The organism is Nitrospira sp. KM1 (genome assembly GCF_011405515.1).
Lineage (GTDB): Bacteria > Nitrospirota > Nitrospiria > Nitrospirales > Nitrospiraceae > Nitrospira_C.
On sequence record NZ_AP022671.1, the window covers coordinates 4,001,042 to 4,023,781 of the forward strand.

General features: G+C 53.6%; 22 protein-coding genes and 4 tRNA genes. 16 read left to right on the top strand and 10 right to left on the bottom strand.

The window, feature by feature from the left end:
* Position 1 precedes the first annotated feature (1 nt).
* The 6 genes from W02_RS18860 to W02_RS18885 all read right to left on the bottom strand — a co-directional run bounded on the left by W02_RS18860 (position 2) and on the right by W02_RS18885 (position 7,425).
* On the bottom strand, positions 2–742 hold the full coding sequence (locus tag W02_RS18860) for a hypothetical protein (protein ID WP_173050568.1): 741 nt from the start codon (positions 740–742) through the stop codon (positions 2–4).
* Positions 739–2,499: an ATP-dependent endonuclease gene (locus W02_RS18865; RefSeq protein ID WP_173050570.1), complete on the bottom strand. Its 1,761-nt coding sequence runs from the start codon at positions 2,497–2,499 to the stop codon at positions 739–741. The genes W02_RS18860 and W02_RS18865 overlap by 4 nt, the downstream gene beginning before the upstream one ends.
* Before the next feature lie 260 nt (positions 2,500–2,759).
* On the bottom strand, positions 2,760–4,133 hold the full coding sequence (locus W02_RS18870; RefSeq protein WP_173050572.1) for a DUF4340 domain-containing protein: 1,374 nt from the start codon (positions 4,131–4,133) through the stop codon (positions 2,760–2,762).
* Positions 4,134–4,136: 3 nt separating this feature from the next.
* The gene (locus W02_RS18875) at positions 4,137–5,660 is read right to left on the bottom strand and encodes a GldG family protein (RefSeq protein ID WP_173050574.1); all 1,524 of its coding nucleotides are present in this window, start codon (positions 5,658–5,660) and stop codon (positions 4,137–4,139) included.
* Positions 5,657–6,427, bottom strand: coding sequence for an ABC transporter permease (locus W02_RS18880; protein WP_173050576.1), 771 nt, complete (start codon positions 6,425–6,427; stop codon positions 5,657–5,659). Before W02_RS18880 ends, W02_RS18875 begins: the two co-directional genes overlap by 4 nt.
* Complete coding sequence (locus W02_RS18885) at positions 6,424–7,425, bottom strand: ATP-binding cassette domain-containing protein (RefSeq protein ID WP_173050578.1); 1,002 nt, start codon at positions 7,423–7,425, stop codon at positions 6,424–6,426. Before W02_RS18885 ends, W02_RS18880 begins: the two co-directional genes overlap by 4 nt.
* Before the next feature lie 281 nt (positions 7,426–7,706).
* Here W02_RS18885 and W02_RS18890 point away from each other — a divergent pair, with 281 nt between their 5' ends.
* From W02_RS18890 to W02_RS18905, 4 genes are all read left to right on the top strand, one after another.
* Positions 7,707–8,015, top strand: a complete 309-nt coding sequence (locus tag W02_RS18890; protein WP_173050581.1) for a hypothetical protein — start codon at positions 7,707–7,709, stop codon at positions 8,013–8,015.
* Positions 8,016–8,184: 169 nt separating this feature from the next.
* Positions 8,185–8,817, top strand: a complete 633-nt coding sequence (locus tag W02_RS18895) for a septal ring lytic transglycosylase RlpA family protein (RefSeq protein ID WP_173050583.1) — start codon at positions 8,185–8,187, stop codon at positions 8,815–8,817.
* Between the two features lie 99 nt (positions 8,818–8,916).
* Entirely contained in the window at positions 8,917–9,132 is a 216-nt protein-coding gene (locus W02_RS18900) for a hypothetical protein (RefSeq protein WP_173050585.1), read from the top strand.
* Positions 9,133–9,179: 47 nt separating this feature from the next.
* Positions 9,180–10,019, top strand: coding sequence for a HEAT repeat domain-containing protein (locus W02_RS18905; RefSeq protein WP_173050587.1), 840 nt, complete (start codon positions 9,180–9,182; stop codon positions 10,017–10,019).
* Positions 10,020–10,021: 2 nt separating this feature from the next.
* Here the strand turns inward: W02_RS18905 and W02_RS18910 are convergent, their stop codons facing one another.
* The 4 genes from W02_RS18910 to W02_RS18925 form a co-directional block, all read right to left on the bottom strand.
* Positions 10,022–10,477, bottom strand: a complete 456-nt coding sequence (locus W02_RS18910; protein WP_173050589.1) for a hypothetical protein — start codon at positions 10,475–10,477, stop codon at positions 10,022–10,024.
* Positions 10,478–10,479: 2 nt separating this feature from the next.
* A complete protein-coding gene (locus tag W02_RS18915) occupies positions 10,480–11,841 on the bottom strand; it encodes a HEAT repeat domain-containing protein (protein WP_173050591.1) in 1,362 nt (453 codons plus the stop codon).
* 62 nt (positions 11,842–11,903) lie between these two features.
* Complete coding sequence (glgP, locus tag W02_RS18920) at positions 11,904–14,054, bottom strand: alpha-glucan family phosphorylase (protein WP_173050593.1); 2,151 nt, start codon at positions 14,052–14,054, stop codon at positions 11,904–11,906.
* Positions 14,055–14,121: 67 nt separating this feature from the next.
* Positions 14,122–14,970: a hypothetical protein gene (locus W02_RS18925; protein ID WP_173050595.1), complete on the bottom strand. Its 849-nt coding sequence runs from the start codon at positions 14,968–14,970 to the stop codon at positions 14,122–14,124.
* A 148-nt stretch (positions 14,971–15,118) separates the two neighbouring features.
* Here W02_RS18925 and W02_RS18930 point away from each other — a divergent pair, with 148 nt between their 5' ends.
* The 12 genes from W02_RS18930 (at position 15,119) to rplA (ending at position 22,714) form a co-directional block, all read left to right on the top strand.
* Positions 15,119–17,143 carry an ATP-dependent helicase gene (locus W02_RS18930; protein WP_173050596.1) on the top strand — a complete coding sequence of 675 codons (2,025 nt, stop codon included), beginning with the start codon at positions 15,119–15,121 and terminating at the stop codon, positions 17,141–17,143.
* An 18-nt stretch (positions 17,144–17,161) separates the two neighbouring features.
* Positions 17,162–18,040: a hypothetical protein gene (locus W02_RS18935; protein WP_173050599.1), complete on the top strand. Its 879-nt coding sequence runs from the start codon at positions 17,162–17,164 to the stop codon at positions 18,038–18,040.
* A gap of 349 nt (positions 18,041–18,389) precedes the next feature.
* A tRNA-Tyr gene (locus tag W02_RS18940) sits at positions 18,390–18,474 on the top strand.
* Between the two features lie 124 nt (positions 18,475–18,598).
* Positions 18,599–18,673, top strand: a tRNA-Gly gene (locus W02_RS18945).
* A 260-nt stretch (positions 18,674–18,933) separates the two neighbouring features.
* Positions 18,934–19,009, top strand: a tRNA-Thr gene (locus W02_RS18950).
* A gap of 136 nt (positions 19,010–19,145) precedes the next feature.
* The gene (gene tuf / locus W02_RS18955; protein WP_173050601.1) at positions 19,146–20,351 is read left to right on the top strand and encodes an elongation factor Tu; all 1,206 of its coding nucleotides are present in this window, start codon (positions 19,146–19,148) and stop codon (positions 20,349–20,351) included.
* A gap of 73 nt (positions 20,352–20,424) precedes the next feature.
* On the top strand, positions 20,425–20,574 hold the full coding sequence (rpmG, locus tag W02_RS18960) for a 50S ribosomal protein L33 (RefSeq protein WP_173050603.1): 150 nt from the start codon (positions 20,425–20,427) through the stop codon (positions 20,572–20,574).
* Positions 20,575–20,610: 36 nt separating this feature from the next.
* Positions 20,611–20,685, top strand: a tRNA-Trp gene (locus tag W02_RS18965).
* Positions 20,686–20,766: 81 nt separating this feature from the next.
* The gene (secE, locus tag W02_RS18970) at positions 20,767–20,964 is read left to right on the top strand and encodes a preprotein translocase subunit SecE (protein ID WP_232068593.1); all 198 of its coding nucleotides are present in this window, start codon (positions 20,767–20,769) and stop codon (positions 20,962–20,964) included.
* A 35-nt stretch (positions 20,965–20,999) separates the two neighbouring features.
* Positions 21,000–21,536, top strand: a complete 537-nt coding sequence (gene nusG, locus W02_RS18975; protein WP_173050605.1) for a transcription termination/antitermination protein NusG — start codon at positions 21,000–21,002, stop codon at positions 21,534–21,536.
* A 34-nt stretch (positions 21,537–21,570) separates the two neighbouring features.
* Positions 21,571–21,996, top strand: a complete 426-nt coding sequence (gene rplK, locus W02_RS18980) for a 50S ribosomal protein L11 (RefSeq protein WP_173050607.1) — start codon at positions 21,571–21,573, stop codon at positions 21,994–21,996.
* Positions 21,997–22,021: 25 nt separating this feature from the next.
* The gene (rplA, locus tag W02_RS18985; RefSeq protein ID WP_173050609.1) at positions 22,022–22,714 is read left to right on the top strand and encodes a 50S ribosomal protein L1; all 693 of its coding nucleotides are present in this window, start codon (positions 22,022–22,024) and stop codon (positions 22,712–22,714) included.
* The last annotated feature ends 26 nt before the right edge of the window (positions 22,715–22,740 follow it).

Below are 22,740 nucleotides of genomic sequence, written 5' to 3' on the forward strand. Positions count from 1 at the left end.
TCTATGAATCTTTGCCCCACAGTCGTTCAGAAACATCTCCTTCGAGTTTCTTGATCAAAGCTCCCCCCTGCTCGTCAAATAGCTTTTGTTTATCACGCGCCTCTGGTTTGATATCGTATGTTTTGTTAGACCTACTCTCACTAACTGCGAACCAGATCAAATCAGACAGACTCGAGAACTGCGTTCGTATATCCTTTGGCAGAAAAATTCCATTTTTGAGTATAAAAATATGAGCATCCCTGATTTTCTTTACCGCGTCATCAAGCCTAAACCAGAATATATGCTGCACATAAAATGTATTACGTTCCTGCCCTGCTTTTTCCTTCAAGTCATCCTTCATCCATGGATCCAGACGACATGATTCTACAAATTCGACAAAATGCTGGGGAGACATTCGAGCGAGATCTGGATACGTTTGGAATGGCGAGAGAAATGCCACGGCTTCCCAATATGCATCACTAAGCTTTGACCAAGCTTCCGGCAGTACCTCAAATTCGCGTTGATGAAGCTTTGTAGTTCTGTCTAAAAGGGCGTTGATCTTAAACCGGAGATGTTCTATTTCCTTATGCTGTTCGTGCCTCGCTATTTCTAGCTGCGATTCAAATTTGTTTTCGATCCATTTTTCTCCGAATCGTTTGAATAGTATATATGCACCGGCCACGCTTGCGCCGACGATGATTCCAAGTAGTCCTAGCAGATTTCCAAGATGGGCTAACCATGTCATAAATGTTTCGAAGGTCATGTTTTGTCGTTCAGCTCTGTTTGCAGTACGTTAGCTACAGAAAGATCGTTCGCAGCACAGATAAACTTTACGAGCGATTGTATTTTCTCTTCGAGGTCCAGCATCAATAGATCAGCCGATTTCTGCGCAATGGCATGAGCTACTTTTACTTTGTCATAGTGTTCGCAAAGTCGATGAGAGTATTTATTCCTCCCGCGTAGTATCGCCTTAGACCCATATAACCCCTTAACAGCATCCTCTAAGGTCGTAGCTTTAATGTAGTTCTCTATCTCTCTGCCGGCTGTTATCCAGGAAAACCCGGGCCCACTATCAAATTCTGCCTGCACACGACGTTTTGTAGCATTTATGGCGGCCTTGGAATTCTTCTTATCACTATCAATGACGATTGATAGCCAACGATTTAACCTTCGTAGAGAAATAAAATCCTCTATCTCTTTGTCGTCAGCAGAGAGATGACTTAATAAGCGACCTCCGTAAAACATTATTGAGTAATGCAATCCTTCAAGCAGTGTTGGTGCGATCGAGTTAATCCAGTGTTGTAGATAGATGCGATCGGAGGGACCTTCCACCCAGATAACAGAGTTTGCCTGCATCAGATCTGATGCGCGATGTCCTAAATCCCCACAGATCATCGACTTACTGCAATCGGTCTCAGCGAGTTCACCTTTGGAAAATCCATTTTCTTGTCGTATATGGAATATCGAAGCATTGGGAGCATCGAGAAAATGCGGCGAGTGTGTAGTTATAAAATATTGGTTGGACGTGTTTTCAAGCAAGTATCTAATTAGGAGCTTTTGCAATGATGGATGCAGGTGTAATTCTGGTTCTTCTATGCATACAATCTGGTTTTGAAGAATAGTGGCTGCTGCTGCCAGAATAATAACTTCGTGGATGCCGGTCCCTAAAGAGATCAGTGGCAAAGTTTTCCCATTCATCTCGACGAGAATCGTATCTCTTTCATAAGGGATCGTGATTCTTGCTTGATCATTTTTTGTCACTGTACGGAAGAAGCGTACGATCTCATCAAACAACGCGCGCTTGTTCTGATGCATTAGGCCAGGACTTTCAAGCCGAGCAAGCCTGTCGATTATCCCATGACCACTAAAATTATTAGCTTGTTCAGTGTTGGCCTCGCCAATACTTCGAATGGCAGATATCAATTCAATGGGGGGATGTGGATTCTGTATCGGGCTCAATTCGTGGAGAACTTGCGGAATGCATATCGTCCGAATGTCGCCAGGAGTTCCTCCGCTGTGAAATAAAGACCAGAGAGCGGCCCATTCATGGTGATTAACATCAGTAGCGGCGCGAGCAGCCTCAATCAGTTGAGGGGATATTTGCGGTGTATAACTGCTCTCCGCATACCAGAACCACGCAGTTTTTTGATCGCGGCAAAGGCAACTCGATCGGAGAATCTTATCGATCAATACCGCCGCTCGTTCAGGCTGAACAGGACGACTTCTTTTGATGATCTTTTCGGGGGTATCTGCACCGAGTGTGATAGCAAACCCAACACGTAGGGGACCTTTCCCATTTGCGGGAAAATCTAGAACGGGGTCCCTCTGAAACCTAAGGCTATGATTGCTCTGTAAATGTTTTGCGCTCTCCTTATAGAACCTTGTTAAGAAGGTGAGGATGTTGGACTTGCCTGCGTTGTTCTGGCCAATGAAGACATTTAACTTTCTGAGTGGAGAGAACTGCTGCGGCGCTTCTTCAAAACTTTTGTAATTGCAGAAGCCGAATCCGTCAATAAACATATTAGCTGTGCCCGTAACTGTGCCCGCGAGCGCCCATATAGCACCCTTCGGGACCCTCCGGCAACCAATGAGACAAAGAAAAACCCCTTGTAATCCGCGAGAATCACAAGGGGTTCAACTACTTAGGAAGGTTTAGGAAACCGCTGCTCTATCCAACTGAGCTACGGGGGCATTCAATAGAGCCGTACCTTACACGACCTCAATGGTAGGCTCAAGTACAGCGGTCAAAGGATGGCTGGCTGATGTGGGTAGAACTGCTTTTAAGGAGCAGAACCCGACGAATTTTGGCTAGGCAGGACCAGTTCCTTCTTTGGGGGAATCTGCTGGAGCAGATCGGCACGGATTTGATAGAGCCCTTGAAGTCGCTGTCCCGTCGCGTATACCAATCCGCCCGATTGGCTTCCGAGGGAAAGCTTGCCTGCGATTTTGCCATCCCGCCCTGTGGCGACGAACTGCGCGCTCGGCGCAACCAGACCATAGGGCGCCAGAGGGCCTGATTGTTTCATGACCCGCTGTTCAGCCGGAACATTGGCGACCCGGCTCACAAATAATTCAGCCACCTGCTGATCCACTTTCTCTGTCGGGCGATCCTCCAAAACCCATTCCCCATTTTGATTGATCAGTGTGAAGTGTTCAGCTGGGGTTGTGACGCTCAGCATGGCGATCTCTGCCGAGTCGACACCGAGCAATCGCTTGTCCTGCAGAACGAACAGTTCTTTGGTCAGGTCCCGAATCGCCGTAGGGGCGACTTTGTATAATGGTGAATCGGGAGCCGTCTCAGCGATCGCTTCGCCGCTCGCAGGATCCGGCTGGTACAGCTTGACGACTTGATCTCCATCAGTCGAATGCACGGTCACTTTGACTTTGGGAGCGCCGAGGGTCCTGGCTAGCTGATCTCTCTCTGGTCCCGGATCGATGATGCGGAGGGCCTTTAAGTCTTCAAGCCGGAACAGAATCATACGTACTTCGGTCGCATCGGCTTCAGCTTCGATCGGGTAGCGAATCTTCCACTTGCCTTTCGGCTTTTCGTTGACGTGGTACAGCACAATCTCGGTAGTGGGATAGGTAAGCCGTAAGCGCTCGACCTCTCCCTGCGCAACATGAAGGATATCTTTTCGGCGGAAGGTCATCAGGGTTTTGTTCACAAAATCTTTCGGTGCCATGTCGGTCAGCAGCAGCTTGTGATCCGATGCTCGCAGGACATAGAGCGTCGATGAAAGCGGTCCGGTGTCGCCGATGGAGAATGTTTCTTCGGACGTCGTGGATTTGACCGTGACGGTTGCCACCGGATGATCGAGACCGAACGGCCCCAGGGCGGTAGGGGTGTCCTCTACGACACGATGGATGGATCCTGTGACGAGGGATCGGATCAATGCTTGAACCTCGCGTTGGTCCGCCTCGGTTTGAATCGGGGAGGAGAGCATCCACCCTTTGTCCGTTCGGTCGATCTGCACCTCGTCCCTTTCTGTCTTGAATCGCACCGTTTCGATATGTTGCTGTTCAATAGATAAAACTTTCTTCTCCGTGATTTCGGCACGTTCTTGAGATTCTTTGGCGGGAAACTCGATGAAGTATACATACAGGCCGAGTCCCGTCAGAACGAGAGCCATAAGGACGGTGGGCCAATATCGCATGAGCTATAACCGGCGGCGCTTGCGCCAGACGACGACGCCTACGATACACATGGCGGCGGGTAACAAGACGACTTGGATGTAGAGAAGCGCCCGTTCTTGCAGAGGGTTGGGGATGAACGGTCGTAAAACCTGATCACGCGGGCCGATTGCAATCATATCTCTGTCCTCGGCCAGCCACGCGGCCGTATGTAGAAAGAAATCCGTATTGCCAGGAAAGTTAATGAAAGCATTGGTGGCGAAGACCGAATTGCCGATCAGAACCATGGCCGGCCTTGGTTTGCCCTCGGCTGGAGGTGTCTTCGGCGCCAAGGCTGCGGCGATGGGCAACGGACCTTTGATATCTTCCTTTTCATTCAGACTGACGACTCGTCCTTTCAGATCGGTTTCTGCCCAACTGTTCGGCGATGTACGCGCCAGCGGTACATAGTCCCATTCCTTCCCTGCTTGTTCGTCAAAGGTGATATGTCGGGCAAGCGGAAATAAAACTGCTGCGGTGAGATCCTGTGTGATTTCGTGCTCTGTGAAGGTGCGAATCAGCAGGGCCGTGAGATCTCCTTGTGCCAACCGGTCTTGTAGATCGACGAGCACACCCGGCCCCATGCCAACCCCCCATTTTGAGAGCAGCGAAGCGACATCTGCCTGCGTATCGGGATCGAGCATGAGGAGCAGGTGACCGCCCTTCTCAACATATGCATGGATCCGAGTCAATTCGTCGTTGGTGATGGGTTTGCGAGGGCCTGCGACAACCAGGATCGACGCATTGTCTGGTACGGCCGGCTGAGCGAGCAAACTGACTCGGTCGACCTCATAGCCTTGTTTGATCAGAATCTCTTTGGCGTTGGAAAATCCCGTGCGCTCGCGATCGTCGAGGCTGTGTTCACCATGACCTTCGAGAAACAAAATGCGCTTCTTGTCATCTTTGGAGACGCGCATCAATGCGCCCGTCAGTTCGGCTTCGGAGGGGTTGGTGATCCGAATCGTTTGTGTCCCACTCTCGAAAATCGCCGTGTCGCTCCTGGTAATACCGTAAGCTTGCGCGAGTTTCGGCTGACGCTCGGGATCGATGAATTCCACGGCGATCTTTGAACTCGCTTGCCGGTAGCTGTCCAGTCGTTCCTTATACGACTGATAGCCGGGATCTTTCTCTCGAGTAAACACGGTGATCTTGACCTCGCGTGGCAAGGTGCGGAGTACCCGGTGGGTCTGTGGAGCGAGAGAGAAGTTCTGATTTTCAGAAAGGTCCCAGCGAAGAGAGTGCCGCGCACCCAGGAAATTGATGATGCTCACGATGCCTATGAACATCACAACCATCAGGAGGCTATTCGCCCCCATTCTGGTTGTCCGGCGCGACGAGAACGATTTGAGCGAATCGAAGCGGAGTGCGAGCGTGGCAATGAAACAGGCCAGTGCAAGGCCTTCTACGGGCGTCACCAGCCACATTGAGTCTGGCACCAGGCTATAGGCGACGAGGCCCGAAATAGCCAGTGCAATGCCGATGAGTCCAAAAGGAAGACGGGTCAAGATCATTGCCAGCGCGATGAATGGACGACTCGGTGAGTCAAAAAAAGCATCAAGCCTGAGGCGGTGATGAAATAGATCAAATCTTTGGTATCGATCAGGCCGCGCACGAGGTGATCGTAATGTTCCATGAATGAGGCGTACGAGATGATGTATCCGGGGAGAGTGTCTCCGAGCAACGATCCGAGTCCGGCAAGCAACCAGACCAAAAGCAAGAAACCGAAGCTTACGAAGGCGGCCACGATCTGATTTTCCGTCAAGGCAGAGGCCAGCAGTCCCACGGATAGAAACAGACTTCCAAGGAGTGCGAGCCCAAGATAGCCAGTAAGTATCGGGTACCAATCGAAATCGCTGAAGAGTGACAGCGTGACAGGAATGAAGCCGGTCAGTCCGAGCAGGCCTAGAAAAATTACAAGGACGCTCACGAATTTTCCTGTCACGATTTCATTGAGGCCGATCGGGGAGGTCAAAAGGAATTCAAAGGTGCGAAGTTTCCTTTCTTCCGAAAAGAGCCGCATGGTGAGAATAGGGAGAATGATCAACAGGACGAAGCGCACGCTGGTGAACAGATTTCTGAATACCAAATCGTTCAAGTTGATCTGTGCCTGGCCGCCCTGCATCTGCATCAATTGAATCGCCTGAGCGCCCGCAAAAACGATGTACAGGTATGCGAGCAGACCGACGATCAATAAGAAGACAGCGCCGACCACATACACGACCGGTGAGACAAAATACGAGCGAAGCTCCTTCCTCACCAAGGCTCCGACCGGTGTCATGGACGGCCCTCCGATGACATCGCAGTCACGGTCAAGGCCGGATTTGCCTGAATGTTCTCACCGTGGCCGACTCCTTCTTCATGCCGTGTGAGTTGGAGGAAGACATCTTCGAGCGTCATCGAGACAGTATTCAATTCGAGCAACCCCCATCCTTTTTCGACGACGAAGCGAGCGGCGTCTTCCCGGACGTCATGACCCAACGCGCATTCGAGCAGGAACCCGTTGTCTCGTCCGCTGGGAAAGACGTGCTGGACCCCATCGATATGACGAAGCTTCTCCTGTGCATCAGCGGGCGGCCGTTTCAACAGTAGCGAGATTTTTTCGGAATGCCGAAGCCTCGCGGACAATTGGTCAGGTGTGTCTTCGGCCATGATACGGCCGGAGCTGATAATCACCACTCGCTGGCAGACGGCCGTCGCCTCTGGCAGGATGTGCGTACTCAAAATGACTGAGTGCGAACCGGCCAAACTTTTAATCAGTTCCCGAATTTCTATGATCTGTTTCGGGTCGAGGCCGACGGTGGGTTCATCGAGAATCAAAACAGGCGGATCGTGAAGCAATGCTTGAGCAAGTCCCACGCGTTGCCGATATCCGCGGGATAAATTCCCAATCACGCGATGCCGAACCGCGCCCAAACCCAGCCGGTCGACTTCACGGCCGATGGCAGACGTCATGACCTGTCCCGAGAGGCCGCGTAGGCGGCCGACGAACTGAAGATATTCCGCTACCGTCAACTCCTGATAGACAGGTGGAGTTTCAGGAAGATATCCGATTCGCCGTTTGACCTCCATGGGATGATCCAGGCAATCGAAGCCTGCGACAGTCGCCGTGCCTTCGCTTGCGGGCATGAAACACGTCAAAATGCGCATGGTCGTTGTCTTGCCGGCGCCATTGGGACCGAGAAAGGCCAATATCTCTCCTTTGGCTACCGAAAACGTCACGCGGTCGATCGCGGTGTGGTGGCCGTATCGCTTCGTAACCTGATGGACGTCAATCATATGCGGTAGCGTGCACGATTCTCGAATGGTAGCGTTGGAATTTAGGCGGGCCGACAGGTCATGGCTCAGCAATCCATAAGACGATGCATCTTACTCATACGACTCAGGTCAGTCAATATCGAGGGCGACTCATGAGATCGACAAGCTCGGAGCGATACTTCGGAGACGGCCGCAACTTTACACCCATGTCACGTCCTGCTACAGTCCGTTCACTTTTCAGAGTCGGCTGAATGGAACGCGAGATTGTCACAGGTGCTCGGAGTTGGTGTCGGGCGGCGTGTGTGACGGTTCTGATCGGATTCGTGCTCTCCGGCGTTGATGTTCTTGAGGCCACTGAAGGGCATACATATAAAGTGAAGGGGATCGTCGTTGCGGTTACTGTCAATCAAACGCCTCCTCTCATCGTGGTCAATACTCCGATTAGTCCGAAAAACCATATGACAGTAGGAGCCACTGTTACGTCGCAAACCAAAATCGTCCGCGGAGAAAAACGTATCACGCTTCACGCGATCAAGGTTGGTGACACGGTCTGGCTGACTTACATGAAGACGACCAATGGCTTATACGCCAGAACCATTAAAGTAAAGTGAAAGGCGGATACACCTGTCTGGGGGAGGTCCTTTCCTTTATGCAAAGGTAGGGGGGGAAGGGGCTACTTGTGTTGGTATTGATGGACTGTCACACTGCCGTTAGTCTGGTCTCAATGAACGAACGGTTTCGGATCACTCAAAGTGTCGAGATGTATTGGCAGGTGAACCGATGAGCGCAAAAGGTTTCAGAACTATTAGTTCCATCATCTGGGTCATGGCAGTGAGTCCAGGCATCCTTGGTGGGTGCTCTTGGATCCCCAAGGGTGAGACACAGTTTGATGTCGGCATTAAGGATCGTGGAGTCGCATCATGGTACGGAAGTCAGTTCCACGGTCGCCAAGCAGCCAATGGCGCCATGTACGACATGGAAGGCTTGACTGCCGCTCATCGCACGATTCCTCTCGGAAGTATCCTACGAGTTGTCAACCTCACAAACGGCAAGTACCTCCATGTACAGGTTACTGATCGAGGTCCTTATGCCCAGGGACGCATTCTTGACTTGTCTCATGCCGCTGCCGTCCGTTTGGAAATGGAGACATCCGGGATCACCATCGTCCAGATTGAGGTGGTAGGTGAACGGCGTCCTGACCTCTTGATCTCGTCGGATAGCCTGCCACATGCGTATCCGCTGCACGTATTGGGGAATATCTTGCCGGAGCTATCGCCTACGGCTGTTTTGAGATACCCGTCAAGGACGCTTCACAGCGATCTTTGGATTCGCCGCGGCATGCGTCGGGTGCCGGCATTGTTGGAGACGGGCTATACCGCTCACACCGGGGCGGCAACGCTGGTCCTCAGCTAGCTCTCCTTCTGGTTGACACTGTCCGAAGCTCTCCACTAGACTGTTGAGTTATTCACGTCCAACGTCATGTGTGGTGAGACCATGGGAGGTTAGGTTTCGATGGGTAAAAAGAAAGCTGAAGATTCCGAGGAGACAACGCTGAAGAAGAAGGTCGCGTCAAAACTGACTGGACACGAGAATCCCGAAGGAGACCCGGCGCTCCGCTCTCTCCGTAAGCGGTTGAAACGTGAACAACGAAGACGGCGCTCGCTGGCCCTGCGGAAGAAGAATGCGGCCGGAAGCAAGCCCGCGGAAGCCGCAAGCCTCGCCTCGTGAAACTGTAGGGTCGCATCGGCGGCCACGCTGGCCAAAAGGAATACGATATGGAACAGCACAAGAACGAATCGGACGAGTTTTTCCCAGCCGATCCCGAATCGGCAAGTGACGAATTGACGGATCGCGTCGCCGCCGAGTTGACCGGAGAACAGCCGGTTGCAGCTGAAGGTGGGGGCGGTCCGACGGAACAGAGCGCACTGGAAGAAGAAAAAGTTAAGGATGAAATCGATATCCAAATTGACCTTCTTAAAGATCCGGATTGGGTCGTCCGGCGTGAAGCCGCAATCACGTTGGGGGAAATGGGAGATGAGCGTTGCGTCGAGCCCTTATGCGCCGCTCTGCACGATGGTGATTGGCAGGTACGTGAGGTGGCGATCGATTCGCTTGGGCAGATCGGGTCTCCTGCCGTGGAACAATTGCTCAAACTGTTACGAGTCTGGGATGTCCGCAAGTATGTACTCTCGGCCTTAGGCCGAATCCGAGATGAACGCGTGCTCGATCCGCTGATGCAGCAGTTGCATAACGATGAGTTCAAAGACGATGCGACGAACGCGTTGGTCCAACTGGGTGAACCTGCTCTTCCTCGATTGGTCGGTGCCCTCAAGCACAAAGACGAAATGGTTCGCAAACAAGCGGTCTTGGCGCTCGGGCGCATCAAGCACACCGACGCGATTGATCCATTGATCGAGATGTTGGCCGATAAGGACTGGTTTACGCGCTTAACCGCAGCCGCAGCGCTCGAGGCCATTGGCGATGAAAGGGGGCGTGCCGCGATTAAACCGTTGACGAAAGATCCCGATCAAGTGGTGCGCATGCGGGTGGAGAGGATTTTGGTCAAATGGAAGAAGCAGTCCCAGGACTCACCTGCGACCGCGACAACTCATTGACGTCATTTATTTAATTGACGGTCGATGTCCTGCTGAATTTCACCGAGCTTTTTTGCGGCGATGGGTTTCCCCATCGACAACTCCAATCTGATCTCCTGTAGCTTGCCGACGAGGGCACGCACATCCTGAGTGGCGTGGTCGGATTTTGCTCCTTTAATCGCGCCTTCCAGTCCAGCGACGCCGTCGGCGAGCTGCTTTGCCGCCTCCCCAAAATTCTTATCAAGTAATTCTGATTTTGCCTGGACCACCTTGGATTTTGTCTCCAACAACGCCTGCCTTCTGCGAAGATCCTGTTCGATGCCCATTGTGGTGTCAATCACGTTACGGGACATCTCCTTGACTGATTGACGAAGGTCGGAGACCGTGTCTTGCAGGGTCCCGACAGGGCGCTGACCAAAATAGAATCCCAGCGCGAATGACGTCATGATCAGGACAAAGACACCTATGAATTTCCACATGGTTACCCTTTCCGTCTACGCGGTGGTGCAGACTTCGTCAGGCGGTCGGCCTGATGCAAAAGGCTTCCGGCGGCAGTAATGCGGACAGCGACATCAGTATCGTGCAGTCCTTTCTTCAACAGCGGTGTGACAGGGACGGAAGTTTTTCCCAGCGCTTTGGCGGCGTACAAACGAGGCTGGGGCTGTTGATCTTGCAAGAGCGCCTGCAGAATGCTGGTCGCCTGTTTGTCGCTTGAGGCTCCGAGTGCCTGGGCCGTGGCAGCCCGGATGGAAGGGTCCGGATGACGGGCCAGATCCGTCGCGGCTAAAACCGCCGAAGCATCTCCCAACCGGAGGAGCCCTTCGACTGCACTCGCACGGACCTGCATAGAAGCGTCTCGGGTGAGAGCCTGCAGCAGCGGACGATTTTCTGCAATGCCCAGTTTTCCAAGACTGACCGCTGCGATGCCTCGTACTCGAGCATGTTCGTCTCCCAGTGCGTGAGTGAGCGGCGCTACGCCTCCGGGTTGCCCAAATTCTCCGAGGGCGCCGGCGGCAAACGCCCGCACGGGCGCTTCCGGATCGTAGACACCCTGACTCAAGACCGCGAGGCTTGACGGTTGCCTCAGCCTGCCCAATGCCCCGAATGCGGCCATGCGGGATTCCGGATCGGGGAGCGTGGCGGCGTTCTGAATATCCACGAGCATGTCGCGCTTACCCAGTTTGAACAGCGCGGCATAGGCAAAGACGGCCTCTGGTCCGTCTTCCGTTCTGGCAACTTCAATCAGTCCGGGTATGACGTCTCGAACATCTGCTTCACCGAGGGCGTTCATCGCCGCGATTCTTACGGCCGGCATGTCATCCCGCAAGGCCCGGCGCACGGCTCCCGACTGTGCCGCCAGACGCGCATGACCAAGCCCTTCGATTGCCCGCGCTCGTACCAATGGTGACGCATCCAGTAATCCGTCCTCCAAGAGCGATCGAGTCTCGGGAAGCCCCAGTTCTGCGAGAGAGCTATAGGCCGCGATCCGTATATGCTCCTTTGAGTCCCGCACATGTGAGGAGATCATTCCGAGGGCAATCTTACGGAGCAAAGGTAGATCATCCCGCTGATCTGCGGGGACCAGCCGATCATACAGACCGAGTGCGTCATCGGGCCGTCCTAGCTTAAGGGCACTTTCGAGAGCGGCTCGAATGAACGATTTCGAGGGCGTCGTGTCCGTCGGAAATGACTGCCAAAGACGAAAGACTCGGTCGTATTCCAATTTCTGAAATGCATCGGCCGCTTCGCGTTCATGCTCTTTCGCGGTGGAGGCGCTCGCGTAGGACAGGCCGTTGTCCAATTGAATGACGCAACAGAAAATAACCAGGACGGCCTTGAGCATCTGGCCCGATATGAATCGATGGTGGGGCTGTGGAGCAGGAGTCGATTGGAAGTCCAAGCCGCTCACCAGGAAGACGGAGCATGGACCATGGCCGGCGTATAAAGGATCTCCACATAATCTTTGACCATGCGTTTGGTGCAAAACGTTGGAGCCACCGTGCGGATACTTTCTTTCACAAGCTGGAGCCATCCGCGGGGTATGCCGTCGAGGTCTCGCTGATAGAAGAGTGGTACGACTTCGTGTTCTAGGATGCGATACAACTGCTCGGCATCATGTTGATCTTGGGCCTGCACATCCGGATTATCGATCAAAGGTTGGATACCCCACCCATTGGCACCGTTATAGCCTTCCTGCCACCAGCCATCCAGGATGCTGAGATTGACGGCTCCATTGAGCGCGGCCTTCATCCCGCTTGTTCCGCTGGCCTCCATCGGATACCGTGGCGTGTTCAACCAGACGTCTACTCCTTGAACCAGATACTTCGCCATGTGCATTTCATAGTCTTCGAGAAAAGCGATTTGTCCGCCCAGCTTGTGATCGTGGCAGAAATTGAGCACTTCATGGATAAAGAAACGGCCCGGTTCGTCGGCCGGATGAGCTTTGCCGGCAAAAATCAGCTGAACGGGTCTCCAGGTATCTTGCAGCAGTCTTTTTAATCGCTCAAGGTCTCGAAACAACAACGTCGCCCGTTTGTACGTGGCAAAGCGTCTGGCAAACCCTATGGTGAGTGCTTCCGGATCGAGAAGAGTACCGCGAGTCAGCACTTGTGAGGGTTGAAGGGCACCGCTGATCCAACCGCTCCGCGCGCGTTCTCTGACGAACCCCATGAGTTTTCGCTTCATCGTTTGACGCATCGCCCAAAGTTCGTCGTCTGGAATGTCCATGACCCGCTGCCACAGGGCAGGGTCATCGCAGCTCTCGCTCCACGTGGGACTGAGCGATTTACAATACAAGCGGTTAAGCTCTGGTGAAATCCACGTCGGGGCGTGGACACCGTTCGTAATACTTCGAATGGGTACTTCTTCTGTCGGTAGACCTGGCCAGAAGTGCTCCCACATGGAGCGGCTGACACGGCCATGTTCACGACTCACTCCGTTGATGTGGGCGGAGAGGCGGATCACAAGTGCCGTCATGTTGAAGCCGTTCCCGCTGGATTCCGGTGTCTCGCCGAGGCGAAGGAATTCTTCCCTTGACAAACCGATCAGATCCCAAAATCCGTCAAAATACCGATCCATCAGATGGTGAGGGAATACGTCGTGGCCTGCGGGTACCGGTGTGTGCGTAGTAAATACAGTGCTCATGCGCACCTGTTCGCTTGCTTCCGCGTGCGAACAGCCCTTCTCAACGAATTCACGAAGCCGTTCCAGGGTGAGGAAGGCTGAATGGCCTTCATTGGCGTGCCAGACCGACGGATCAATTCCAAGTGCTCGGAGAACACGGACTCCACCGATCCCCAACAATATTTCCTGACACAGCCGCATTTCCTGATCTCCGCCGTATAAGCGAGCAGAGAGTGCCCGGTTTTCCGGGCTGTTTTCCGGAACATCCGTGTCGATGAGGTAGAGCGGGACTCGGCCGACTTGAACCTTCCACACGACTGCTGCGACGATCCTCCCTCCCATTTCCACTGTAATCCGGCAAGGCTCTCCCGACGGAGTCAGCGCGGGATGGATGGGAGAATCTTCACGATTGAAAGCAGAATAGGCCGCTTCCTGCCATCCTTCCGCCGTGATACGCTGCCTGAAATAACCCTGTGGATACATGAACCCAATGCCGACCAGAGGGATGCCCAGATCACTGGCTTCTTTGCAGTGGTCACCCGCAAGGATGCCCAATCCGCCGCTGTAAATCGGAATTGAGGTATGGAGGCCGAACTCCGCTGAAAAGTATGCAATCGTGTTGTGAAGCGATGGCTTGTGCTGTGTGCCGAACCAGCTCCTGCCGTTTGCGCGGTATTCATCGAACAATTTAATCACCGCAGAGTACTGTCGGAGGTATGAAGGGTCGTCTCCTAGTTTGATCAAACGTTCCGGCTTGACATCCGACAGCATCTTTACTGGATTGTGCTGAGTGAGGTACCAAAGAGTCGGATCAATCGCTTCAAACAGCTGCCGGGCTTCTACCGTCCAACTCCACCACAGATTTTGTGAAAGTTCCGTTAACCGGGCGAGGCTGCGCGGAATCATCGGCGGAGAACCCTGTGAGGCGTTCATTGCGTCTCCTTCGTCAGTGGGAGCCGAGAAATCGTGAGGGGACAAATGTACCCCGAGACGAGATCAATCAGGCGTGGCCGGCCTTATGCCAGGAGGTCCATTCGTTCGAGAATGCCACGGTTGCGTAGCGTTCGCCAAGGATTTTTGCAACTCGGTTCATCAGCTTGGTGAGTTGCTGGAGTTCGTCTGAGGTCAAGTCTTGACGGAACCGAGGATGAAGGCCCCAGCGAGTTTCGACTTCTTCTCCGCTGACATTCGACATGACACTGATCAACTTGATTTCATTGCCAGTCTGCGTCTTTGTCATCGAGGCGCTGTCGCCGGTCACTGTGGCTATCTCGCCAGGCGAGGACTTCGATGGTGAATCGGGAGGGGTCTGACCTTGAAGAATTGCACTGATAGCCGGCACGACTGCCGTCGCACAGAGCGTTGCGGCGGAAGTGATTTCCCGATTCCCCGACACACCGAGCGTGTCTGCTATCCGTCCGCCGAATGCGTCGAACATGGCATTCTTAGACTTGCTGTCTTCATTGATCGAAAACCGATATTGCTCGTACAGCTCACGGCTTTCGGCGACCGCACCTCCGACCGTCATCATGATCTCCGTTTGATCGAGACTGGAGCCGAACGCCGGTTCGAGGGCCGTTTTCAAATGCGAGGTGACGGCATCTTCCAATCCGTTCATGAATTCGGGTTGATCTTTGATCGGAATGTGAAAGGCCGAGAGGCGGTCGGTCAAATTGAACATGACCTTGATAAACTCCAGGTACAGGCCCCATTCGTCCTGGCGTTTAAGCTTCATCGCCTGCTGCGGCGCATTTTTCTTCATGACGGTCACCGACTCGCCAGCCACCGCCAGCATCAATTCGGCGAGGGTGCGGAGTTGCTGATGGTATGAACCCTTGAACGTGGTCATGTGCCTCGATGATTCGAAGTAGATATGTGGCGCCATTATAACTGACCGTTCGTCACGCTCCAAGGGGGCGGACGTCGATCGTACCAAGCATCGTTGAAACCCGTGCGCTGCTAATGCTATACACCCATTTACACGTCTTCACTCCTCCATGAATCGGGACGTCACGCCGTATATTTTAAAGCGGTCGGCCGACGACGCGACTCCGCGTCGGCTATCAATTGACTACGCGCGTCTTCTGAACGCACAGCAACTGGCAGCTGTCACCGCGGGAGATGGGCCTTCTCTGGTTATCGCGGGGGCGGGAAGCGGAAAGACCCGCACGCTGGTGTATCGTGTCGCATATCTCATCGATTCGGGAGTCGATCCATCCAATATTCTTCTATTGACCTTTACGAGAAAATCGGCTCAAGAGATGTTGGATCGGGCAGGAGAATTGATTGGAGGCAGGAGCGCGAACGTGTGTGGCGGAACATTTCATTCCGTCGCAAATATGTTATTGCGTCGATATGGCCGCGCCATAGGGTTGGTGCCGGGATTTACCATATTGGATCGTGGCGATGCCGAGGATTTGATCGCCATGGTCAGATCTCAATTGGGGCTGAACGAAAAGGACAAGCGCTTTCCCCGTAAGGGCACCATTGCGGAAATGTTCAGTAAAAGCGAAAACACGCTGCGCACGCTTGATGACATCGTCATTGAAGAGTTCAGTCATTTCGCCGACCATCTGGATGCGTTGGCTCAATTGCAGCAAGGGTATCGACTTGCGAAACAGCAACGGCAGTTGGTGGATTATGACGATCTCTTAGTCGCATTGCGCCGGTTATTGACGGAAGACCAGGCGTCGCGCCAATCGATCTCCCGACTGTTTCGATATATTCTCGTCGACGAATATCAGGATACGAATCGTTTGCAGGCCGACGTGATCAGGAATCTGGCGGCGACTCACCAGAATGTCATGGTTGTGGGCGATGACAGCCAGTCGATCTATGCATTCCGCGGCGCCACCTTCAAGAATATTATGGAGTTCCCGAACCTGTTTCCCGGCACGACTATTTATAAGCTGGAAGAGAATTATCGAAGCACGCAACCGATTCTAAACTTGGCGAACTGTATCATTGAGCAAGCGGTCGAGAAATACACTAAACAGTTGTTTACCAGGAAGCTCGACGGTCCTCTTCCCACCTTGGCAGAAGCGGCCGGAGAAAATGCGCAATCACGATTCATTGCACAGAAAATCCTGGAACTGCGGGACGAAGGCGTGCCGCTCAGCGAGGTCGCGGTGCTCTTCCGGTCGAGCTTCCATTCATTTGACCTGGAAATCCAATTGTCACGTCAGGGATTGCCGTTCACGAAACGGGGCGGGGTCAAGTTCATTGAAACGGCGCACGTGAAGGATGTGCTTGCCCATTTACGGGTTGCGGCAAACTCCCTCGATTCGGTGAGTTGGCATCGGGTTTTGATGCTGGTCGAGGGTATCGGACCCAAGAAGGCCCAGGATCTGCTGGGAGCCGTCCTGAACTCGAACCGGGGGTATCAGATACTGCGTGAGGTGAGCGGTCGATCAGCGGTCGGCTTGAAAAATCTGGCCACCATGCTCGAAGGTCTTTCCGGGTCGAACCTGGAGACGGCCGAGCAAGTCAGTCATGCGTATGAATATTACCTTCCCATTCTCAAAGAGCAATACGACGACTATCCAAAGCGGATCCGAGACCTGGATCATCTTCACACGATCGCCGAGGGGTATCCGGATGTTACCCGATTTCTAGCCGATCTCGCGCTTGAGCCGCCGGATGGAAGCGAAATTGGAGTGGACGCCACGGATCGTGATGACGAACGGATGGTGCTGTCGACAATTCATTCGGCTAAAGGGCTGGAATGGCAGTGTGTGTTTGTCATTTGGGTCGTTGACGGAAGGTTCCCCTCGGTGTACTCCTTTGTGACTGATGAGGAACTGGAAGAGGAACGCAGATTATTTTATGTCGCGGTGACTCGCGCAAAGCGATATTTATATCTCACGTATCCCATCAATATATTCGACAAAAACAGCGGCATGCTCCTTTCAAAGCCCACGCGTTTTCTCGACCATGTCTCTCCCGCCCTCTTCGATCAACTGGCGTTGATTGAAGAGGGAAGTCATGGCGACTGGTCAGGATATCAAGAAGATCACTTCTAATTCATCACGGCACAAGACATGACGTTGAGCTTTCGCCTCATGGTTGTTGCCGCGTGTGCGCCGACGGCTCTTACATTGTGCCTCTGGGATATTGCCTTACCGGCGGAGGAATCTTCGGTATCTGGTCATATCTGGACGCAGCTTGTGAAGGAATCCGCATCTCTGGGGCTGCCGACCAGATTCCTCCGCGAGGTTCCATCGCAATTCGTAAAATTCGAGTTCGATGATCTTCAGGCATTTGCTGCTGAATATCATCCTGGTGAGCATCGAATGGTCCTCAACCGTTCGCTCTCATTTAATGCGGCGGGAGGGACGTTGCGACCACTTAATCGGCTCACCCATACCGAAATTGAAACGCTGTACCATGAACTGTTTCATGCATTCATGGACTATGCGGCGACTAGACAAGAAGGAGCAGGAACCTCGCTCGAAGTTTTTGCGCGGAAACAACAACGATGCCGTTATAGTGTGGTCCTCATCACACCTGTGGTTCAGCGCCCGGCTGAAACGGAAGAGCGATTCTTAAGCGATCAAGAGTCTTGGGAAGCATTAAACGAAGCTTGGGCTGTATTCATTGGATGGGCGGTATGGAGTCAATTGGAGTCTGGTCATGGATCGGGACGGGCTATTGGGAAGCCGGGAAAAAGTCGCGAGGCCTGGCTGCAGCGTCTTTCTACTGCTGATCAAGAGGGCAAGATCCGCGGCTATTACGAGCCTTCGAACCCCGAGGAACGGTTAATAGCCAGGAAACGGTATCTTGCCGGCGCTTCTCGGGTATCTTCAGAAGAAATCTCCTATTTAATGCAAAATGCTCTAGGTTATCCTCTAGATCTCGTTCATCAGGCGCAAAAGGCATTGCACCCGACAGTGCCGGCCTCAGATCTGTCCTGCGGATAGTAAGAATGTAGCCCCAAACCTTTCGTATCGTAAGTTTCTTCTGTAACGTATCGGTCATTTGTCGGTTCAAGCGCGATGTTTTGTCTGGAGAAGTATGAATATCTCTCACCGAAGCTCATCCTCAGCGCAAGTTTTTTTCAGATTCACGACTATAGGGCTTGACTTCGCAGTACTTCATCAATAGAATCGAGCGTTTCTTGAACAAGGCTGTGTCCGTTGCGCATCTCTTCATCCTTAATAGGCTAAGGACGAGGGAGCTGTGCGTGGACTAGCCTACTCTTGTTTCTCGTGGATGAAACGTCAAAAACAACGATGACTTTTCAATGCAGTAATTGGAGTTTGCTAGATCGGGCAGGTACCCAAGTGGCCAAAGGGGGCAGACTGTAAATCTGTTGCCATCGGCTTCCAAGGTTCGAATCCTTGCCTGCCCACCATAGCAGAGCTCGTCGACCGGAAGCCGTCTCACGAATTATGGTGGGCTGCGGCGCCTTTTGCATTATGGCAGTTATGATCGAAACAACTCCTCTCTGGATTCAGTGACCATATTCATGATTTCAGGCGGGCGTAGCTCAGCGGTAGAGTCCCAGCCTTCCAAGCTGGCTGTCGTGGGTTCAACTCCCACCGCCCGCTCCAAAATGGCTTGGCAATCTGAACCCACGACAGTGGGGATTTCGAAAGGGGTGGACCTCTTTCGTGGGGAGGGCGCGAGGGGGCTGGCCTCCTCAGCGGGAGTCGGCGAAGCAAGTTTCAGGGCTGAGCTGACGACGGAGTGCGGTTCAACTCCCACCGCCCGCTCCATAAGGAGCGATGCATCGTCGCCTGTGTCGGTATGCTCATTCGCGCATAGTGACGGTCAGTACAAAATCATCGGTGAGAGATCATGCGCGATAAAGGCCCACGTAGCTCAGTTGGTAGAGCACGTCCTTGGTAAGGACGAGGTCACGCGTTCGATCCGCGTCGTGGGCTCCACCGCCACATGCGACCTGACTGAGAGACGACGGACATTCGTCAACGGTTCGACTGAACGGACGTCCAGCATGGCGGATGTTTGGCCCCGATAAGAGAACCATGACACCTTCAAAGGTTTTCAGAAAAGGAGTGATGTATGGCGAAGGCGAAATTTGAGCGGAAGAAGCCGCATGTGAATATCGGGACGATCGGGCACGTGGACCACGGAAAGACGACGTTGACAGCGGCCTTAACGAAGGTGTGTGCGGACAAGGGGATGGCGAAGTTCATCAGCTATGACGAAGTGGCGAAGGCGTCGGAGAGCCAGGGCCGGCGGGACGCGACGAAGATCATGACGATCGCCATCAGTCACGTGGAGTACGAGACGGACAAGCGGCACTATGCGCATGTGGACTGTCCGGGGCACGCCGACTACGTGAAGAATATGATCACGGGAGCGGCCCAGATGGACGGGGCGATCCTGGTGGTCAGTGCGGCGGACGGGCCGATGCCGCAGACGCGGGAGCACATCTTATTGGCGCGCCAAGTCGGGGTGCCCTACATCGTGGTGTTCTTGAACAAGGCGGACAAGGTCGATGACAAGGAGTTGTTGGACCTGGTGGAATTGGAAGTGCGGGAGTTGCTCTCGAAGTATGATTTTCCGGGCGAGAAGACGCCGATCATCCAGGGGAGCGCCTTGAAGGCGATGGAAGGCGACGGGGGTCCGCTGGGGGTGCCGGCGATCATGAAATTGCTCGATTCGGTGGACAGCTATATTCCGACGCCGCAACGGCCGATCGACAAGCCGTTTTTGATGCCGATCGAAGACGTGTTTACGATCAGCGGCCGGGGCACGGTGGTGACGGGCCGCTGTGAGCGGGGCATCGTGAAGGTGGGGGATGAAATCGAGATCGTGGGGTTGAAGCCGACGCAGAGCACGGTGGTGACGGGGGTGGAGATGTTCCGCAAGGTGCTCGACGAGGGGCAGGCGGGCGACAACATCGGGGTGCTGCTGCGGGGGACGAAGAAAGAGGACGTGGAGCGGGGGATGGTGCTCTCGAAGCCGAAGAGTATTACGCCGCATACGAAGTTCAAGGCGGAGATTTATGTGCTGACGAAGGAAGAAGGGGGACGGCATACGCCGTTCTTCAACGGGTACCGGCCGCAGTTTTACTTCCGGACGACGGATGTGACGGGGATCGTGTCGTTGAATCCGGGGGTGGAGATGGTGATGCCGGGGGACAATGTGAGCGTGTCGGCGGAGTTGATCAGCCCGATTGCGATGGATCAGGGGTTGCGCTTTGCCGTGCGTGAGGGCGGCAAGACCGTCGGCTCCGGCGTCGTCACCGAAATCCTGGCGTAAACCACAACGAGACCCGCTCCGAATGCGCAATCGAGAATGTGAGCGCGGAGATTGACGAAGAACGGGGGTTGCGATGCGAGAAATTATCGACTTAGCCTGTACGGCCTGCAAGCAGCGGAATTATTCGACCAATAAGAACAAGAAGAACGATCCCGATCGGTTGGAGCGAAATAAGTTCTGCAAGTTTTGCCGAAAGCACACGGCTCACAAAGAAGTGAAATAACTCGATGGCGTGCACGGGAAGGGTTGAGCTGTCGTTAGGGGCATGGTGTTAATGGCAGCACATCGGTCTCCAAAACCGAGAGTCTGGGTTCAAATCCTAGTGCCCCTGCCACGATATGTTCAATCGTGCCGGCCGCCGTGCGATGGTTCCAAGTGCCGTGCAGCGGGTTCACATAGTTCAGTGTAAGGACACATGATGTTTAAGCGGATGATTGATTCAGTAAAGGGATTTCTTTCCGATGTACGAACGGAGTTGAAGAAAGTTTCGTTTCCGACAAAGGCTGAGACCATTGGGTCCACGACAGTCGTCATCGTGTTTTGTGTGCTGATGTCGGTCTATTTATCGGTCATTGATTCATTTCTGGTGTGGCTGGTCGGAAAGATTCTCTAGCAATCGTGCTTCAACCAAACGATCGAGGGCAGGGCATGGACAAGAACTGGTATGTGATTCACACCTACGCGGGTTTTGAAGGACGAGTCAAAACCAGTTTACTCGAGCGAGCCAATCAAATGAATTTATCTGAAAAGCTCGGGCAGGTCCTTGTCCCCACTGAAGATGTGATTGAAATCAAGGACGGGAAAAGGCGGACATCGCGGAGGAAGTTCTTCCCCGGATATGTCCTCGTCGAACTTGAAACGCCTCTGACGAATGAAACGCTGCAGATGATCAAGGAAACACCGAAAGTGACGGGATTCGTTGGCGGTGGGGCGCAACCCACGCCCTTAACGAACGATGAGGTCGCGGAACTTCTCAAGCAAGTCGACGCCGGCAGTGCCGGTCCTCGTGAACAGGTAAAGTTCATCAAGAGCGACAATGTGCGAATCGTCGACGGTCCGTTCCTCGGTTTCAACGGCATGGTGGATGAGGTGGATCAAGACCACAGCCGGCTCAAGGTCATGGTCAGCATTTTTGGTCGCTCAACGCCCGTTGAGCTTGGATTTTTACAGGTGGAACGCATTTAGCGCGTTTGTTGTTCGAACCAGCAGGAGTGAGGCTATGGCGAAGGAAGTGTCAGCGCAGATTAAGTTGCAGATTCCGGCCGGTAAAGCGAATCCCGCTCCTCCGGTGGGACCGTCCTTGGGTCAGCACGGCGTGAATATCATGGAGTTTTGCAAGCAGTTCAACGCCAAAACCCAGAAAGAGGGTGACAGTATCATTCCGGTGATCATCACCGTCTATAAGGACCGGACGTTCACATTTGTGATGAAGACACCCCCGGCCTCCGATTTGCTGAAAAAGGCGGCCGGAATCATCAAAGGGTCCGGAGTTCCTCAAAAGGACAAAGTCGGGAAGATTACGCGCAAGCAGCTGGACGAGATCGCGCAAAAGAAAATGGCCGATCTCAATGCGGCCGACTTGGAAGGCGCAGTGAAGATTATCGAAGGAACCGCACGGAGCATGGGTGTCGTGATTCAAGGGTAATGTCGAGGCAGAAGGAGCGATGGGTATGGGAAAGAAAATGAAAAGTGCGATGGAAAAGGTCGAGGAACGCCAGTACCCGCTGCGCGAAGCGGTTGACCTGGTCAAATCGTCGGCTTATGCCAAATTCGATGAATCGGTTGATTTGGCGATCCGCCTCGGAGTGGATCCGAAACGCTCGGATCAGATGGTGCGCGGGACGACCTCTTTGCCTCACGGAACGGGGAAAAAACTTCGTGTCCTGGTGTTCGCCAAGGGAGAGAAGGAACAGGAAGCACGCCAGGCCGGCGCTGATTATGTAGGTTCTGATGACCTGATGGAGAAAATCAAAGGCGGGTGGATGGATTTCGATTGTGCCATCTCGACTCCGGATCTTATGGCCGCCGTGGGCAAGCTCGGGAAGGTTCTGGGGCCTCGCGGCCTGATGCCCAATCCGAAAACGGGTACCGTCACGTTCGAAGTGGGAAAGGCCGTGGGCGAGATCCGAAAGGGCCGTGTCGAGTACAAGGTCGAAAAGGCCGGTATCGTTCAGGTTCCGGTGGGAAAAGTGTCTTTCAAGGCGGAGCAGCTGTTCGACAATGCCTCGGCTATTCTCGAGGCGGTCGTCAAAGCAAAACCGTCTTCTTGTAAGGGCCGGTATCTCAAGAGCGTGACTCTTTCAAGCACGATGGGGCCTGGAGTGAGATTGGATGCCGTTGCGCTGACGAAGCAGTGGAGTTAATCGACCGGACAGGTATCTAGGGGGAA